Genomic DNA, 15,081 nt, shown 5'->3' on the forward strand with positions numbered 1-15,081 from the left:
ATAACATTACAAAACTAAGCCGGTTCCATATCGCAAGGTGCCTCAATGCTGGAGCAGAAACTTCCCGTTACCGTCCTCTCCGGGTTTCTGGGAGCGGGGAAGACGACTCTTCTCAACAATATCCTGAACAATCGGGAAGGGCGTCGCATCGCCGTTATCGTGAACGATATGAGCGAGGTGAATATCGACGCCGATCTCGTGCGCGCGGGCGATGCGGCCTTTACGCGGTCGGAAGAACAACTGGTCGAAATGACCAATGGCTGCATCTGCTGCACCTTGCGCGACGACCTTCTGAAAGAGGTGCGCGACCTCGCTGAGGACGGGCGCTTCGATTATCTCGTGATCGAGTCCACCGGGATCTCCGAGCCGCTGCCCGTTGCCGCGACCTTCGATTTTCGCGACGAGGCGGGAGAGAGTCTCGGGGATGTGGCGGAACTCGACACGATGGTCACGGTGGTCGATGCGGCGAACCTGTTGAAAGACTATTCCTCAACCGATTTTCTCGGGGATCGCGGCGAAAGCCTAGGCGAGGGGGATGACCGGTCGCTGGTTGGACTGCTCGTCGAACAGATCGAATTCGCGAATGTGATCATTCTCAACAAGGTGAACGAGACGACGCCGGACGAGCTCGATATTGCCCGCAGCATCATCCGCTCGCTCAATGCGGATGCGAAAATCATCGAGACCGATTTTTCGCGCGTGGCCCTCGATGAGGTGATCGATACGGGGCTCTTCGACTTCGAGGAGGCCCAGCGGCACCCGCTTTGGTACAAGGAACTGCTCGGCTTTGCCGACCATGTGCCGGAGACCGAAGAATATGGCATTCGCAGCTTCGTCTATCGGGCGCGGCGGCCCTTCCACCCGGAAAAGTTCCACGACTTCCTGAACAAGAGCTGGCCGGGCGTTGTGCGCGCCAAGGGGCATTTCTGGCTGGCGACGCGGCCCGAATGGGTGGGCGAGGTCAGTCAGGCGGGGGCGCTCGTGCGCAACGAAGCGATCGGCTTCTGGTGGGACGCGCTGCCGCGCGAACGCTGGCCGGACAATCCCGAATGGCGGACCGAGCTGCGCAAACACTGGCACAAGGTCTGGGGCGACCGCCGGCAGGAGATCGTGTTCATCGGGCGCGATATGGATGAGGCGTGGATCAGGGCGGAACTCGATGCCTGCCTTCTCGGAACCGACAGGAAAGCGCGTTTCGACTGGAAGGGCTGGTCGGAGCTTCGCGATCCGTTTCCTGCCTGGCGGAGCAATATGCTGGCCGAGGAGGCATAAAAAAGCCGGGCATGACGCCCGGCTTTTTCGTTGGGCTCCGGTTTCGCTATGCCGCCTTGGCGTGGCCGTGCTGCTCGCGGATCGTTTCATCGTGATATTGCGACGGGTCGGTCGTGTATTCGGCGTGGCCGTAATCGACGAGGAGCCTGTTCAGCTTGTCGATGAGGCGGCGGTCGGCCCAGTTCTTCAGGCCGGGCGTGCGCAGGGCGAGCGCATAAAGCTTTTCGCGGCCGAAGATGAAGAGCGCCAGTGAGACGAAGAGCGGCAGGTCATAGGGCCTGAGTTCCACGCCCATCAGCTTCGCCTTGCCGGTCTTGTCACCCTTCAGGAACTGGCGGTTGAAATAGACGCGGGAGAAGCTCCTCTCCAGGAAGTTGAAGATGCGGTTCTTCAACGAATGGTCCTTCGGGAAATAGGCGGCCATGGTGGCGCGGACCAGCGCGCCGCAGGTCTCGTCGTCATAGCCGTCGCGCAGCGTGCCGGAATAGATGGTCATGGCGTCGTAAATGCCCTGCGGCGTGGTGGCCAGCAGGTCTTCCGGCAGGCCGAGGAGCCAGCAGCGATAGCGGTTGAACTCCACGAAGGCGCGTTCCGACGGCGTGAACTCGGTGCGGCCCGCGCGCATCATCTGGAAGGCGAGGAGGAAGACGGCGATGGTGCCGGCGGGCATCTGGTCCACCTGCGGCACCGGAATGCCATAGACGTTGACGTCCCATTTTTCCGAGCCGCGCAGCACGTTGAAGCGCACCATGGAGTGCATGAGCCGCACCATGGCCGCCGATTTGAAGCCGGGGCCATGACGCTCTAGTGCGCCGGGGAGCGATGTGGTGGTGAAGAAGCTCGCCGTTTCCTTGATGCGGCGCACGGCGGTTTCATGGGAAAGCGTGCCGGTGAGCGCCATGGGGAGCGCGGAATATTTGTTGAGGAAGGTGGCGACGAAAGCGCCGCGCACAACGAAGGGGGAGAGGGTCGCCATGGGATTGCGGCTGACGCGCGCGCCTTCCTCGATGAGGCTCATGTCGATCCAGTCCGGCGTTGCCTCCATCTCGCGGATGAAGGCGACGAGTTCCTCCGGCGCGTCGGGCACGTTTTCCACGCCCTTGTCGCAGGCCTGCGTCAGCATGCCGATGAGGCCGCGGAAGCCGTATTTCGGCATCAGCGCGGCATAGGCGTCCGACGTATTGTCGCCCAGCATGGTGTAGGCGCGGGCGCGGGCCACCGTTTCCGGGTCGGAGAGGAGGCGGCGTCGCGTGCTGTCGTCGCCGTCATTCAGGCGCATGCTCTGCTCGTCGGGATTGTCGACGAAGCGCTCCGGCTTAATCGAGAAATCCACCTTGCCGTACATTTCCGGCAGGTTTTCGCGTTGCGCGGCGACGCGCGCTTCCAGAGCTTCCAGGCTCTCCATCCCATCCTCCAAAACTTACAATTCATAAGTTACAGATTGTAAGTTATGCTTTCCGGGTCAGCGGAGCAAGTATGCAGCAAACAAAAAATACAAGTCAGGCCACACGCCGCCAGCGCATGAATGTGGAGGACCGGCGCGAGCAAATCCTCGATGCGACGCGGGATATGGTCGATGCCGAAGGCTTTTACGCGGTCACGCTGGACCGGGTGGCGGGGGAATGCGGCATCACGCGGACCGTGATCTACCAGCAATTCGGCAATCTCTCCGACCTGCTGCTTGCCATGGTGGACCGGGAATATGAGCGGGCGGCGCGGAGTTTCGACAGTGCCGCCGAGCGGGCGCCCGCCAAAGGACAATCGCGCTACGGGGCCGGCGTTGCGGGCATGCTGGAGGCGGTGGACGCCTCGCCCGCAACCTGGCGGATGCTGCTCATGCCGAGCCAGGGCGGACCGCCGGAGCTTTATATCCGGCTGGAGCAGGGCCGCGCGCTGGCGCGGGCGCATTTCGCCGATGCGCTGGAGAAAGAGGGGATGAGTTCATCGTCCCGGGCCAATCCGGACTCGGAACTTGCCGTGCATATGCTGCTCGCGGTGTCGGAAGAGCTGGTGCATCTCAGGCTGACGGACCCGGAGGCCTATACGACCGAGCGCCTCATCGCGCAGGCGGAATGGCTCTTCAAGGCGATGTTTCCGGGGTAAAAAGGAGGTGGATGAGGAGGAAAGCCGCTCTCGTTGCCTGTCTGCGGTAGAAAGCGAGTAGAACGGCGCCCGAGGGGATGTTTCCGGGGAGGAGCGAGGAAGTGCAATATTTTCGTGCGAGTAGTCTGCCTGAGGGAGGCAGGAGAGAAACCGAATCCGAAGAGAAAGCACTTACGGAATTCGCCTTCATCAATGATGTCAGTGATCGTGGGATCGAGGAGGATGACTTCCACTGGATCGAAGGCGATGCCGGTAATGGCTGCGCAGTTGCCTTTCTCGTACCCTATATGGCGGGACGGTTGCATACGGTGAAATGCCGGCTGAAGCCCGGGTCGGTGCAGCGATTCCGGTTTGAGGTGCACGGCTTCGTCAGCCGCATGCAAAAAGCGGTGGCCGCGATCTCACGCGAAGGCGAGGTGCTTCATGACGCCGAGGAGATGGTCAGCGTCTCCGTGCAGCAGGTGTCATCCGACGGTTCGTTGGAAGTGACCCTTCAATTCGTTCCGTTTCGCTCTGCGAATGAATGGTTCTACATATTTCCTTTCGCCGATACGTCAGATGGGAAAGGGGAGAGCGATATCTCCTTCGGGTGGAAGGATGTCCGCTTTTCGGTGGATGCCTCCACGACGGAAAGACGGTCCGCAGCTCATCTGCCGATCCAGTTTGTGGAGGGAACGGCGGTTTCGTGCCAGCACATGTATTTCTTCCGGAACAGCCTTCATCTTCAGTTCGAGGTTTATCGTCCGGGGACAGATCTTGTCGCCTTGCGTGTCGAATTTCCCATGGCGATCGATCATTGCCAATGGTGGACGTCAAAGGAAGTACCCGTTCCCCGTGGGGAGGCCGTGGGAGGTCGGTGCATCAAGCTCGAGCCCCAGCTGGCGGCATCGCCCATCGCTTCGCCAGCCCTCATGGATCATTTCGGACCGGGTTTCGCCAATCGCGGACATGAGTTCGTTGCCTTGTTCAAGGACTATCGCGACCTTTCCCGTCTTTCCATGCAGGAGTCGGACGCGGTGCGAGACATCACCATTCACGCAAGATTTTCAGATCGAACCTCGCTTGCCGTGAAGCCGTTCACGCTGTTGCGGGCAAGCGACGAGAGCCTGGTCTGGTGGGAAGATGTCGTCGGGTATCTCGACAAGGCGAGCCCTTGCTGGCCGGGTGAAGACAACATCTTTCTTGAAGTGGGCGCGCGCGGAGAGAGGAGCCGGAGCTTGAAAACACGAGTCCCGGACTCCTGGCGATATATAGGAGTCGATACCGAAAAAGACGGCAATGTCGAACTCGTTGCCGATGCTCACAGCCTGTCTTCCTATCTGCAAGCGCAAAGCGTTGCTGCCATCTACTCGGCGGACGTGATGGAGCATCTGATGTCGCCGGCGTCGTTTGTCATCGAGGCGAACAAGGTGCTTAAAACCGGGGGCCTCTTTATCGCGAAGGCTCCATTCGCCTGGCCCCTTCATGCCGAGCCGCATGATTATTGGCGGTTTTCGTCCCATAGCTGGGTCAGTCTGCTGAACCGGCATACGGGCTTCGAAATCCTGGACGTAAGCGAACTTGGCGAGGCCTCGGTCGTGCCGGCGGCGCCGACAATCGATGGCATGACGCGAGCGCAATACGATCTGGCGCCGATGTGGACCTGCGTTGTCGCGCGCAAGATTTCCGAAAGTTCAGCCGATTGGCGGGGGTGGTCGCCCGATCTTGCTTTCGGGCAATACGATCCTGCCTTACGGGACTAGGCGCTTCGGGCGCGAATTTTTTCTCGAGAGTCTCGTAGCTCTCCGCGGAAAATTTCATTCGCGCTCCACCTAATCGTCCGGTAGGGGAGTGGCGGATTACCGAATTGCAACCAAATGTCACATTGCAAATGAGAGGGGCTTGCATTTAAGTGCCTTCAAAACTGCCCGCAGGCGGCAGGATGAAGGGCAGGCGCCATGACACTCGAGACCGCTGACCAACCCACCGTTCCCCATTGGCCGCTTGGCGAAGGCCGGGTGGGCGATGCCGGGATCGTGACCGATATCGTCACGGCCGACGATCAGCCCGAGCTTGAGCGCCTGTTGCTTGAAATGGGCTTTGTGGAAGGCGCGCGGGTGGAACTCATTCATGAAGGCCCGATGGGCCGCGATCCCATCGCCGTGAAGGTGGACGATATGCGCGTCGCGCTGCGCCGCCGCGAGGCAGGTTGCATCATGGTCGCTTCGGATAGCCGCCCGTCATGACCTCCGCGACGCTGCATCTCGGCCTTGTCGGCAATCCCAATTGCGGAAAGACGGCTCTCTTCAATGCGCTGACCGGCAGCCGGCAGAAGGTTGCGAACTATGCCGGCGTGACGGTGGAGCGCAAGGAGGGCAAGTTCGTTACGCCCGCGGGCCGCGAAGTCGTGCTGCTTGATCTGCCCGGCACCTATTCCCTGCGCGCGCGCAGCCCCGACGAGCAGATCACGCGCGACGCGGTTCTCGGCACGCTTGAAAACGAGTGCACGCTGGACGCCATCGTCTGCGTGGCCGATGCGACCAATCTTCGGCTGATGCTGCGGCTGGTGCTGGAGTTGAAGCAGACGGGACGCAAGCTGATTCTTGCGCTCAACATGTATGACATCGCGAAGCATCGCGGCATCGATATCGATATCGACAAGCTGTCCGGCGAGCTCGGCATTCCGGTGGTGCCTTCGGTGGCGGTGCGTCGCAACGGCACGAACGCGCTGCTGACCCTTCTCGACAAGATGCAGCCGGATGAATCCGATGCGGCGGCGGGCGCTCCCCTAAACACGAGTGCTCCCGTGAATACATGGGCCGCGCCCGATGCGAAGACCGTGCGCGAGATGCATCGCACCGCAGACCTCATTCTCAAGGATTGCGTGACGCGGCCCGAAGACAGCGACGAATGGACGGCGCGTGTGGACCGCGTGCTGCTGCATCCGGTTTACGGCATTACGATCCTGCTTGGCGTTCTCTTCCTGATGTTTCAGGCTGTGTTCAGCTGGGCGACGCCGCTGATGGATATGATCAGCGCGGGCTTCGAGTGGCTGTCGGCCCTGGTGCAGACCACGCTGCCGGACGGGATGCTGCGCAGCCTGATTTCCGATGGCATCATTTCCGGCGTGGGCAGCGTGCTCGTTTTCCTGCCGCAGATCGTGATCCTCTTCCTGTTCATCATCCTGCTTGAGGATGTGGGCTATATGGCGCGCGCGGCCTTCCTGATGGACAAGCTGATGGGCCGGGCGGGGCTTCACGGGCGGGCGTTCATTCCGCTGCTGTCGAGTTTTGCCTGCGCCATTCCCGGGATCATGGGCACGCGCGTCATCAATAGCTGGCGGGACAGGTTAGTGACCATTCTGGTGTCGCCGCTGATGACCTGCTCGGCGCGCATTCCCGTCTATACGCTCATCATCGCCGCCTTCATTCCGCGCGGCGCGGTGTTCGGCGTGGTCGACCGGCAGGGTCTCGTCATGTTCGGTCTTTATGCAGCGGGCATTGTGAGCGCGCTGGGCGTCGCCATGGTGATGCGTCTCTTCTTTCACCGGCATGCGTCCGAGCCCTTCATCATGGAGCTGCCCGACTACAAGCTGCCGAGCGTCAAGAATGTCGCCTGGGGTGTGTTCGAGCGGGCACGCATCTTTCTGCGCCGGGCCGGCACGATCATTCTCACCATGATGATCGTGATCTGGTTCCTGAGCAGTTTTCCCGCCCCGCCGCCCGGCGCCACGGAGCCGGCGATCCATTACAGCCTCGCAGGCATGATCGGCCATGCGGTGGAGCCGATCCTGAAGCCCATCGGGTTCAACTGGCAGATCGCGGTGGCGCTCATCACCGGCATGGCGGCGCGCGAGGTGGCGGTGGCCGCGCTCGGGACCGTCTATGCGGTGGGCGGTGAGAGCGGCGGATCGCTCACCCAGATTCTGTCCACGCACTGGTCGCTTGCCTCGGGGCTCGCCTTTCTGGCGTGGTACGTCTTCGCCCCCCAATGCGCCTCCACGCTTGCCGTGGTGAAGCGGGAGACGAATTCATGGCGCTGGCCCACGGTCATGTTCGTTTACATGCTGGTCATGGCCTATATCGCGGCGATGATCGTCTATCAGGCGACGGTATTTCTCGGCGGGTAGGCCCTGGCCCTATCCATGTCCGAAACTTCGGACGAGGCTGCCCGCGATCAGCGCCCATCCATCCACCAGCACGAAGAAGATGAGCTTGAACGGCAGTGAGATGATCACCGGCGGCAGCATCATCATGCCCATGGACATGAGGACGGAAGCGACCACCATGTCGATGACGATGAAGGGCAGGAAGACGAGGAAGCCGATTTCGAAGGAGCGGCGCAGTTCCGAAATCATGAAGGCGGGGACGAGTACCTGAAGGCCGATATCCTCCGGCTTGTCGGGTTTGCCCGCATCGGAGAGGTCGACGAAGAGCTGCAGGTCCTGATCGCGGACCTGGCTCAGCATGAAGGTCTTGAAGGGCTGGCTCGTCTTCTCGAAGGCTTCGCCGAATTCGATCTGCTGGTTCATCATCGGCTCGATGCCCTCATGATAGGCCGCCTTGAAGGTCGGCGTCATGATGAAGGCGGTGAGGAAGAGCGACAGGCTGATGAGGACCGCATTGGGCGGCGATTGCTGCATGCCGAGCGCGGTGCGCATCAGCGACAGCACCACCACGATACGCACGAAGGACGTCACCATGATGAGGATCGACGGGGCGAGGCTCAGAATGGTGACGAGGGCGACGATCTGGACGATGTGATCGGTCAGGCCGAGATCGCCGCCGAGATTGACGGTGATCGGGTCGGCGGCCATGGCCGGGCCCGCCGCGAAGAGGGCGAAAACAAAGGCGAGGGCGGCACGCCAAAGCGCCTTGCGGTCGACGGTGCTGCTCATGCCCGGCGCTCCTTCAGGCGCTGCACCAGACGGTGCATGTGCTGGGCGGGCACGGGAAGTTGTGCGACGAAGCGCTCGTTTGCGGTTGCCGGTGCGGTTTCCAGTGCTGTTTTGGGGGCCGGCTTTTCATCCGCGCCTGCATCATTGGCGGGCGCCGCAGCGGTTGCTTCGACCTTTCGGTCTTCAACGGGTGCGTCGATGCCGCTCTCTATGACGAGGCTTTGTTCCGCGCCGAGCAGGATCAGATGTTCCTTGCCGTCGCGACGAATGAGGACGATGCGGTTCTTCGTGTCGAGCGGTTTCGTTTCCACGATGGCGAGGCGCTTCACTGCGCCCGGCATGGTGTAGCCGCCGGTGAAGAGGCCGTATTTGCGCGCAGCAAAGCCGCACAGCCCGATCAGACCGATGATGAAAACGAGCGCGCCGACGAAGCGCAAAACTTCGGTGATGTCCATTGAATGCCCAAGCCCCACCCGACGATCCGAAGCTGCCCGCTTCGTGTCATCGTCCTTTCATTGCGGCGGTTCATCCTTGCAGGTGAACCACCGGGTGGCCTTCGCTTGCCCAACGCGCGACGCCACCGCCCATAGGCAGAATTTGCCGTGTCAGACTTAATGACGGGTTAAACGAACGGCGGCTCGCGGGTTTTTTAGGTAAATGCGAAATGAAGCGCCCGGCAGAATTTGCCGCTCGTTAGGGGCTTCTTAAGAACCGGAGGTCAACACTGCCCGTGCCGCCAAGGAATGCGTGGCTCTTTTTTCCGGCAGTAGCGGGCTTCAGAAGGAAGCGCGTGACGAGTTCCCCGGGCAGGGAACGCCGGTTGGTGGGGCAACGCACATGGCTTTGGGCGATCTTCCTCTTTTGTCGATGATGAAGCTGCGGCTGCAATGGCTCGGCGAGCGCCAGCAGGTGCTTGCGCAGAACGTCGCCAATGCGGACACGCCGGGCTACGACGCGAAAGATCTCAAGGAACTCGATTTCGGCGCGCTGGTGAAGCAGCAGAGCGGTATGCTGTCGCCCGTCGCCACAAATTCAGGACATATCGGTACGCCGGTCGTCGGCGCGTCGCTGACGGGCACCGCGGCAGGGCGCGCGGCGATCAGCCATGCGCGCGGCGGCGAAGTGCAGCGCGCACCGGACTTCGAAACCTCGCCGACGGGCAATTCCGTCGTGCTTGAGGAGCAGATGATGAAGGCCGCCCAGACACAGATGGACTATCAGGCGGTCACGGGGCTTTACGCCAAAAGCGTCGGGCTTATCAAAATCGCGCTGGGACGTGGCTAGGACGCCGGGCGCGGCCAGGGGATAAAGGAGAGACGGGCATGAGTGCGATGGATCTCATCAAATCGATGATGGTGGCGGCATCCGGCCTCAAGGCGCAGAGCGGCCGTATGCGCATCATCGCGGAAAATATCGCCAATGCGGACTCGACCGGCAACACGCCGGGCGCGGACCCGTATCGCCGCAAGATCGTGACCTTCGAGGATACGCTCGACCGGCAGATGGGCGTGGACAAGGTGAAGCTCGGCCGGCCGGAAACCGACAAGTCGGACTTCAAGCTCAAATACATGCCGGACCATCCGGCGGCTAATGCCGACGGCTATGTGAAGTTTCCGAATGTGAACGGCATGGTCGAGGCGATGGACATGCGCGAGGCGCAGCGCAGTTACGAAGCGAACCTGAACATCATTCAGGCCTCGCGCCGCATGATTTCGCAGACCATCGATATTCTGCGTGGATAAGGGGTAGGGGACCATGGCAACACCGGCTTCTCTTGCAATGAACGCCTATGCCCGCGCCGCGGGCATGGCGTCGAAGGGACCGCAGACGCAAGGCCCGAATGCCGGGCAGGCGGCGGGCGGTTTCGACAACATGCTGAAAAGCGCGCTCGACGAGGCGGTCGATACCGGCAAGGCGAGCGAGCAGAAGGTGGCGGCAATGACCGGCGCGAGGCAGGGCAACCTCGTGGATGTGGTGACGGCCGTTTCCGAAGCCGAGGCCACGTTGCAGACGGTGGTCACGGTTCGCGACAAGGTCATTTCGGCCTATCAGGAAATCCTGCGCATGCCCATCTGAGGGCGTGCGTTCCAGTTTTTAGTGGGGTGGGGGCATGACCGGACCTGAAGTTCTCGATGTTGGGCGGCAAGCGATCTGGGTGATGCTGGAAGCATCGGCTCCGATGATGATCATTGCGCTGCTGGTGGGCCTCGTCATCGCGCTCTTCCAGGCGCTGACGCAGGTACAGGAAATGACGCTGGTCTTCGTGCCGAAGATTGTCGCCATCTTCGTGACGCTGCTGATCTCGCTTCCCTTCATGGGCAGCGTCATGAGCGGGCTGATGCATCTCGTCGCCCAGAAGATCGTTTCGGGCTGACGATCCCGATGACCGGCGCTCCCGTCCTCACCATCAACCTCCTGCCGGATACGGCTTTCGTGTTCCTGCTCGTCTTTTCGCGGCTGGGGGCGATGGTGATGATGATGCCGGCGATCGGCGAAAACGGCATTCCGGCGCGGGTGCGCCTCATCATGGCGCTGCTGCTGACGATGATCCTCATGCCGCTTGTCGCCGACAGCTACGGCAAGCTGCCGGAAAGCGTGGTCGGCATGGCGACGATCATCGTCTTCGAGATAGCGGTCGGGATTTTCATTGGCATGGCCGCGAAGATCATCATGTCGGCGCTGCATGTGGCGGGCAATATCATTGCGCTTCAGATGAGTCTGGCCTTTGCGCAGAATGTCGATCCCACGCAGGGTCAGCAGGGCGTGCTGATCGCGAATTTTCTTAACCTGCTCGCCGTCGCGCTGATTTTTGCGACGGGTCTCGATCATCTGCTGATCGCGGCGATGCGCGACAGCTACGACCTGTTCAAGCCGGGCCATTACCTGCCGGTCGGCGATTTTTCGCGCATGGCGGTGGAAACCTTTTCCCACGCCTTTCGCCTGGGGTTGCAGCTTTCCGCGCCCTTCCTCGTTTTCGGTCTGGTCTTCTATATGGGCATCGGCGTGCTTTCGCGCCTGATGCCGCAGATCCAGATTTTCTTCATCGCCATGCCGGCGAACATCATGCTGGGGCTGTTGCTCCTCATGGTGCTGCTCGGCGCCATGATGACGTGGTTCCTCGATGCTTTCGAGTCCACGCTCACCCTCTTTCTGCATTAGGGGTGACGCATGGCGGAAGAAAACGATTCAGAAAAAACAGAAGAACCAACACACAAGAAACTCGAAGACGCCGCCAAGAAGGGTGACGTCCCCAAAAGCCAGGAGATCAACGCCTGGTTCGTGATGCTGGGCGGGGCGCTTGCCGTCATGATGCTGGGCAATTCCACGGCCGGGGCGCTCATGGACCAGTTGCGCATCTTCATCGCGCAGCCCGATGCGATCCCGATGGATGCCGAACATTTGCGGCTTGTCTGGCTTGGGCTTGGCAAGACGGTGCTGGGCGCCATCGCCATGCCGCTGCTGATCCTCATCGTCGCGGCGGTCGCGGGCAATGTGGTGCAGCACATGCCGGTGTTCAGCGGCGAGAACATGAAGCCGAGCTTCTCCAAGATTTCGCCGATGAAGGGGCTGGAGCGACTGTTCGGGCCCAAAAGCGTCATGAACCTGGTCAAGGGCATCGTGAAGATGGCCGTGGTCGGGCTCGTCACCTTCCTTATCGCCTGGCCGGAGCGCGACCGGCTCGGCCTGATGATGACATGGGATGTGACGCTGCTGCTGCCCGCGGTGCAGACCATGGCGCTGCGCATGCTGGGGGGTGTCATCGCCGTGATGACGGTGGTCGCCGTACTCGATTACATGTTCGAGCGCATGCAATGGATGAAGAAGCAGCGCATGTCCGTCCAGGAAGTGAAGGACGAGTACAAGCAGATGGAAGGCGACCCGACGGTGAAGGCGAAGCTGCGCCAGATCCGCGTGGAGCGCGGCCGCAAGCGCATGATGGCCGCCGTGCCGGAAGCGACCGTCGTCATCACCAATCCGACCCATTATGCCGTCGCGCTCAAATACGAGCAGGGCATGGGCGCGCCTATCGTGGTGGCCAAGGGTATGGACGCCATCGCCTTCAAGATCCGCGAAATTGCGCAGGCGCACGATATTCCCGTGCTCGAAAACCCGCCGCTCGCCCGTGCGCTGCATGCCAGCGTCGAGGTCGACCAGCCGATCCAGCCCGAGCACTACAAGGCCGTGGCCGAGGTGATTGGCTACGTGATGCGTCTTAAGGGTAAATTCGCTAAAAATTGATCCTATTCGCGATAGACTGCGATTCGGGCAGAGTGGTTCTGGGCGGGAGAATACAGCGCATGGCTGACGCGCCGGCCGACATGGCGAAGGGCGAGGAGACGCCCGGCGAGGGGATCGAGAAGGCCGGGTTTCGCCCCGGGCCTCGCAATTCCCTGCTGACGCCGCGTCTCGTCATCATCATCGCCGCCGTTTCCTTCGGTATCATCGCTACGCTTCTGGACCTTGCAGGCGTGCGCCTGTTCGATATGGGCGGCGCACTGATGGCGATGGGGTTGATCGCCATTGCGCTTGCGGCGTTTTTCGGTTTCGTCTCCGCGGGGGCGAACGATCTTACGCGCTCGCCGCTCGCGGCCGCCGAAGCCTTCAATGCGCTGCCCGATCCCTGTTACGTGACCGACAGGCGCGGCGCGGTGCTGTTTGCCAATGAAGCCTATCGCCATCTGGCGGGCGCCTATGCGCAGGACGAGCGCCCGGCCTCGCTTGAAAGGCTGCTGGCGGGGCGGACGGACGCAGCCGAGACCGCGTTCCGGCTCGCGCAGGCCGCGCGCACCGGTTTTGCGGCGGATGAAGAAGTGCGACTTGCGATTCGGAGCGGCTTTACCCGTATCTACAAGGTGATCGTGCGCCCCATGAGCGGAATGCGGGGCGGGGCGGTCTGGCTTTTCCGCGACCTCACCGTGGAGCGCGAGCGCCTGGAAGTCGCCGAGCGCCGGCTCATGGCCTTTACCTCCTATCTCGACGGGGCGCCGGCGGGGCTTTTCATCGTCGGGCCGACGGGCGAGATCGATTATGCCAATGCCACGCTGGCAGGCTGGCTGGGGCTCGATGCGGGGCATATTTCCGAACAGGGCACGACGCTCGATACGATCGCGGCAAGCGCGTTCTCCGACATTCTCGTCGCGGACGAAAACGGGCCCGGTTTCGTGGGGCCGGTGGATGCCGAACTGAAAAAGGCGGACGGTACGCTGCTGCCGGTTCGCGTGGTGGCGCGGCCGATCCGGCAGGATGGCGCGGAGAGCTGGTGCGTGCTGACGCTCGACCGTGGCATGTCCGGCGCGGGCCAGGACAATGCGCGGGATGCGCAGCTGCGCTTTGCGCGCTTCTTCAACAATGCGCCGATCGGTATTGCGACGGTCGATACGCAGGGCCGGATCGAGAATGCGAACAGCGCCTTCGTCGCCTATGTCGGCGGCGAGGCGGTGCGCGGGCAGGAGCTGGCCGAGCTGCTGGTCGAGGAAGACCGGCCCGGGGTGCTGGACACGCTGTCCGATACGGCTGCCGGGCAATCCGCCGGACCGGCCGTCGATATTCACCTGCAGAGCCATCCCGACCGCGTCGCGCAGCTTTATGCCGCGCGGATCGATACGGGGGAGGATGCGTCGCTCGTCGTTTATCTGATCGATGCGACGGAGCAGAAATCGCTCGAAATGCAGTTCGCCCAGTCGCAGAAGATGCAGGCGGTCGGCCAGCTCGCGGGCGGCGTGGCGCATGATTTCAACAATCTGCTGACCGCGATCATCGGCTTTTGCGACCTCTTGCTGGCGCGCCATCAGGCGGGCGATCCGAGCTTTGCCGATGTGGTGCAGATCAAGCAGAACGCCAATCGCGCGGCGAACCTGACGCGCCAGTTGCTTGCGTTCTCGCGCCGCCAGACGCTGCGCCCCAAGGTGCTGTCGCTGACGGACTCGCTTGCCGAACTGCAGAACCTGCTGGCGCGGCTGCTGACGGAGCAGGTGGAACTGAAGATCGTGCATGGGCGCGATCTCGGCCTTGTGAAGGTCGATCAGAACCAGCTCGAACAGGTCATCATGAACCTCGCGGTGAATGCGCGGGATGCGATGCCCGAGGGTGGGCGGCTTACCATCCGCACCGCCAATGTGAGCGAAGAGGACAGCCGCGCGCTCGACCATGCGCTGATGCCGGTGGGCGAATATGTTCTGATCGAGGTGTCGGATACGGGCGTCGGTATCCCTAAAGAAAATCTCGGCAAGATTTTCGAGCCTTTCTACACGACCAAGGATCCCAGCAAGGGAACGGGGCTCGGCCTTTCCACCGTCTATGGCATCGTCAAGCAGACGGGCGGTTACATCTTCCCGTACTCCACGGTGGGCAAGGGCACGAGTTTCCGCATCTATCTGCCGCGCCATGTGGAGACGGCAGCCGAGAAGGCGGCCAGCGAAGAGGAAGCCGCCGCGGTGCCGCAGGAGGCCGCCGACCTGACCGGCAAGGGAACGATCCTGCTGGTGGAAGATGAGGATGCGGTGCGCACCTTTGCCGCCCGGGCGCTGGAAACGCGCGGCTATGAGGTGTTGCAGGCGGAAAGCGGCGAGGCGGCGCTGGACCTCGTGGCCGGGTTCGACGGGCGGATCGACCTCGTCGTTTCCGACGTGGTGATGCCCAATATGGACGGGCCCACCATGGTGAAGGAACTCAAGGGCAGGATCCCCGATACGAAGATCGTTTTCGTCTCCGGCTATGCGGAGGACGCCTTCGCCAAGAGCCTCGACCCGGACCAGGAGTTCCACTTCCTGCCCAAGCCCTTCTCGCTGAAGCAGCTCGCCTCGATGGTCAAAGACGTGATGAACGGCTGA

At 61.9% G+C, this 15,081-nt stretch carries 15 protein-coding genes; 12 read left to right on the plus strand and 3 right to left on the minus strand.

Annotated elements, in window-relative coordinates; all coding sequences use genetic code 11:
* The first annotated feature begins 45 nt into the window (after positions 1–45).
* Positions 46–1,272 (plus strand): zinc metallochaperone GTPase ZigA, encoded by a 1,227-nt coding sequence (zigA, locus tag ACSSVQ_RS16630; protein ID WP_454184425.1) that lies wholly within the window; start codon positions 46–48, stop codon positions 1,270–1,272.
* A gap of 46 nt (positions 1,273–1,318) precedes the next feature.
* On the opposite strand, the gene ACSSVQ_RS16635 is transcribed toward zigA, so the two are convergent.
* Positions 1,319–2,677, minus strand: coding sequence for an oxygenase MpaB family protein (locus ACSSVQ_RS16635; RefSeq protein ID WP_454184426.1), 1,359 nt, complete (start codon positions 2,675–2,677; stop codon positions 1,319–1,321).
* Between the two features lie 71 nt (positions 2,678–2,748).
* Between ACSSVQ_RS16635 and ACSSVQ_RS16640 the strand changes: the two genes are divergently transcribed.
* From ACSSVQ_RS16640 to feoB, 4 genes are all read left to right on the plus strand, one after another.
* On the plus strand, positions 2,749–3,375 hold the full coding sequence (locus ACSSVQ_RS16640) for a TetR/AcrR family transcriptional regulator (RefSeq protein ID WP_454184427.1): 627 nt from the start codon (positions 2,749–2,751) through the stop codon (positions 3,373–3,375).
* A 101-nt stretch (positions 3,376–3,476) separates the two neighbouring features.
* A complete protein-coding gene (locus tag ACSSVQ_RS16645) occupies positions 3,477–5,117 on the plus strand; it encodes a methyltransferase domain-containing protein (protein ID WP_454184428.1) in 1,641 nt (546 codons plus the stop codon).
* 195 nt (positions 5,118–5,312) lie between these two features.
* Entirely contained in the window at positions 5,313–5,600 is a 288-nt protein-coding gene (locus ACSSVQ_RS16650) for a FeoA family protein (protein WP_293329370.1), read from the plus strand.
* A complete protein-coding gene (gene feoB / locus ACSSVQ_RS16655) occupies positions 5,597–7,483 on the plus strand; it encodes a ferrous iron transport protein B (protein WP_454184429.1) in 1,887 nt (628 codons plus the stop codon). The genes ACSSVQ_RS16650 and feoB overlap by 4 nt, the downstream gene beginning before the upstream one ends.
* Positions 7,484–7,492: 9 nt before the next feature.
* On the opposite strand, the gene fliP is transcribed toward feoB, so the two are convergent.
* Positions 7,493–8,251: a flagellar type III secretion system pore protein FliP gene (gene fliP / locus ACSSVQ_RS16660; RefSeq protein ID WP_454184430.1), complete on the minus strand. Its 759-nt coding sequence runs from the start codon at positions 8,249–8,251 to the stop codon at positions 7,493–7,495.
* Entirely contained in the window at positions 8,248–8,706 is a 459-nt protein-coding gene (locus ACSSVQ_RS16665) for a flagellar biosynthetic protein FliO (protein ID WP_454184431.1), read from the minus strand. The genes fliP and ACSSVQ_RS16665 overlap by 4 nt, the downstream gene beginning before the upstream one ends.
* A 292-nt stretch (positions 8,707–8,998) precedes the next feature.
* On the opposite strand from ACSSVQ_RS16665, the gene ACSSVQ_RS16670 reads away from it, so the two are divergent.
* The 7 genes from ACSSVQ_RS16670 to ACSSVQ_RS16700 are packed head-to-tail and all read left to right on the plus strand — an operon-like array spanning position 8,999 to position 15,081.
* Positions 8,999–9,535, plus strand: a complete 537-nt coding sequence (locus tag ACSSVQ_RS16670; RefSeq protein ID WP_454184432.1) for a flagellar basal body protein — start codon at positions 8,999–9,001, stop codon at positions 9,533–9,535.
* Between the two features lie 47 nt (positions 9,536–9,582).
* A complete protein-coding gene (flgC, locus tag ACSSVQ_RS16675) occupies positions 9,583–9,993 on the plus strand; it encodes a flagellar basal body rod protein FlgC (RefSeq protein ID WP_293329379.1) in 411 nt (136 codons plus the stop codon).
* Between the two features lie 13 nt (positions 9,994–10,006).
* Positions 10,007–10,327 (plus strand): flagellar hook-basal body complex protein FliE, encoded by a 321-nt coding sequence (gene fliE, locus ACSSVQ_RS16680; RefSeq protein WP_293329374.1) that lies wholly within the window; start codon positions 10,007–10,009, stop codon positions 10,325–10,327.
* 34 nt (positions 10,328–10,361) lie between these two features.
* A complete protein-coding gene (fliQ, locus tag ACSSVQ_RS16685) occupies positions 10,362–10,625 on the plus strand; it encodes a flagellar biosynthesis protein FliQ (protein ID WP_293329375.1) in 264 nt (87 codons plus the stop codon).
* An 8-nt stretch (positions 10,626–10,633) separates the two neighbouring features.
* The gene (gene fliR, locus ACSSVQ_RS16690; protein WP_293329376.1) at positions 10,634–11,410 is read left to right on the plus strand and encodes a flagellar biosynthetic protein FliR; all 777 of its coding nucleotides are present in this window, start codon (positions 10,634–10,636) and stop codon (positions 11,408–11,410) included.
* 9 nt (positions 11,411–11,419) lie between these two features.
* Positions 11,420–12,490, plus strand: a complete 1,071-nt coding sequence (gene flhB / locus ACSSVQ_RS16695) for a flagellar biosynthesis protein FlhB (RefSeq protein ID WP_339614307.1) — start codon at positions 11,420–11,422, stop codon at positions 12,488–12,490.
* A 59-nt stretch (positions 12,491–12,549) separates the two neighbouring features.
* Positions 12,550–15,081: a PAS domain-containing protein gene (locus ACSSVQ_RS16700; RefSeq protein ID WP_454184433.1), complete on the plus strand. Its 2,532-nt coding sequence runs from the start codon at positions 12,550–12,552 to the stop codon at positions 15,079–15,081.

The sequence above is a fragment of the Parvibaculum sp. MBR-TMA-1.3b-4.2 genome, from assembly GCF_053628815.1.

Coding starts and splice junctions, on each gene's coding strand:
- fliP (WP_454184430.1), bottom strand. CDS start 8,251: ATGAGCAGCACCGTCGACCGCAAGGCGCTTTGGCGTGCCGCCCTCGCC.
- ACSSVQ_RS16635 (WP_454184426.1), bottom strand. CDS start 2,677: ATGGAGAGCCTGGAAGCTCTGGAAGCGCGCGTCGCCGCGCAACGCGAA.
- ACSSVQ_RS16700 (WP_454184433.1), top strand. CDS start 12,550: ATGGCTGACGCGCCGGCCGACATGGCGAAGGGCGAGGAGACGCCCGGC.
- ACSSVQ_RS16640 (WP_454184427.1), top strand. CDS start 2,749: ATGCAGCAAACAAAAAATACAAGTCAGGCCACACGCCGCCAGCGCATG.
- flgC (WP_293329379.1), top strand. CDS start 9,583: ATGGATCTCATCAAATCGATGATGGTGGCGGCATCCGGCCTCAAGGCG.
- zigA (WP_454184425.1), top strand. CDS start 46: ATGCTGGAGCAGAAACTTCCCGTTACCGTCCTCTCCGGGTTTCTGGGA.
- feoB (WP_454184429.1), top strand. CDS start 5,597: ATGACCTCCGCGACGCTGCATCTCGGCCTTGTCGGCAATCCCAATTGC.
- fliQ (WP_293329375.1), top strand. CDS start 10,362: ATGACCGGACCTGAAGTTCTCGATGTTGGGCGGCAAGCGATCTGGGTG.
- flhB (WP_339614307.1), top strand. CDS start 11,420: ATGGCGGAAGAAAACGATTCAGAAAAAACAGAAGAACCAACACACAAG.
- ACSSVQ_RS16650 (WP_293329370.1), top strand. CDS start 5,313: ATGACACTCGAGACCGCTGACCAACCCACCGTTCCCCATTGGCCGCTT.
- ACSSVQ_RS16665 (WP_454184431.1), bottom strand. CDS start 8,706: ATGGACATCACCGAAGTTTTGCGCTTCGTCGGCGCGCTCGTTTTCATC.
- fliE (WP_293329374.1), top strand. CDS start 10,007: ATGGCAACACCGGCTTCTCTTGCAATGAACGCCTATGCCCGCGCCGCG.
- fliR (WP_293329376.1), top strand. CDS start 10,634: ATGACCGGCGCTCCCGTCCTCACCATCAACCTCCTGCCGGATACGGCT.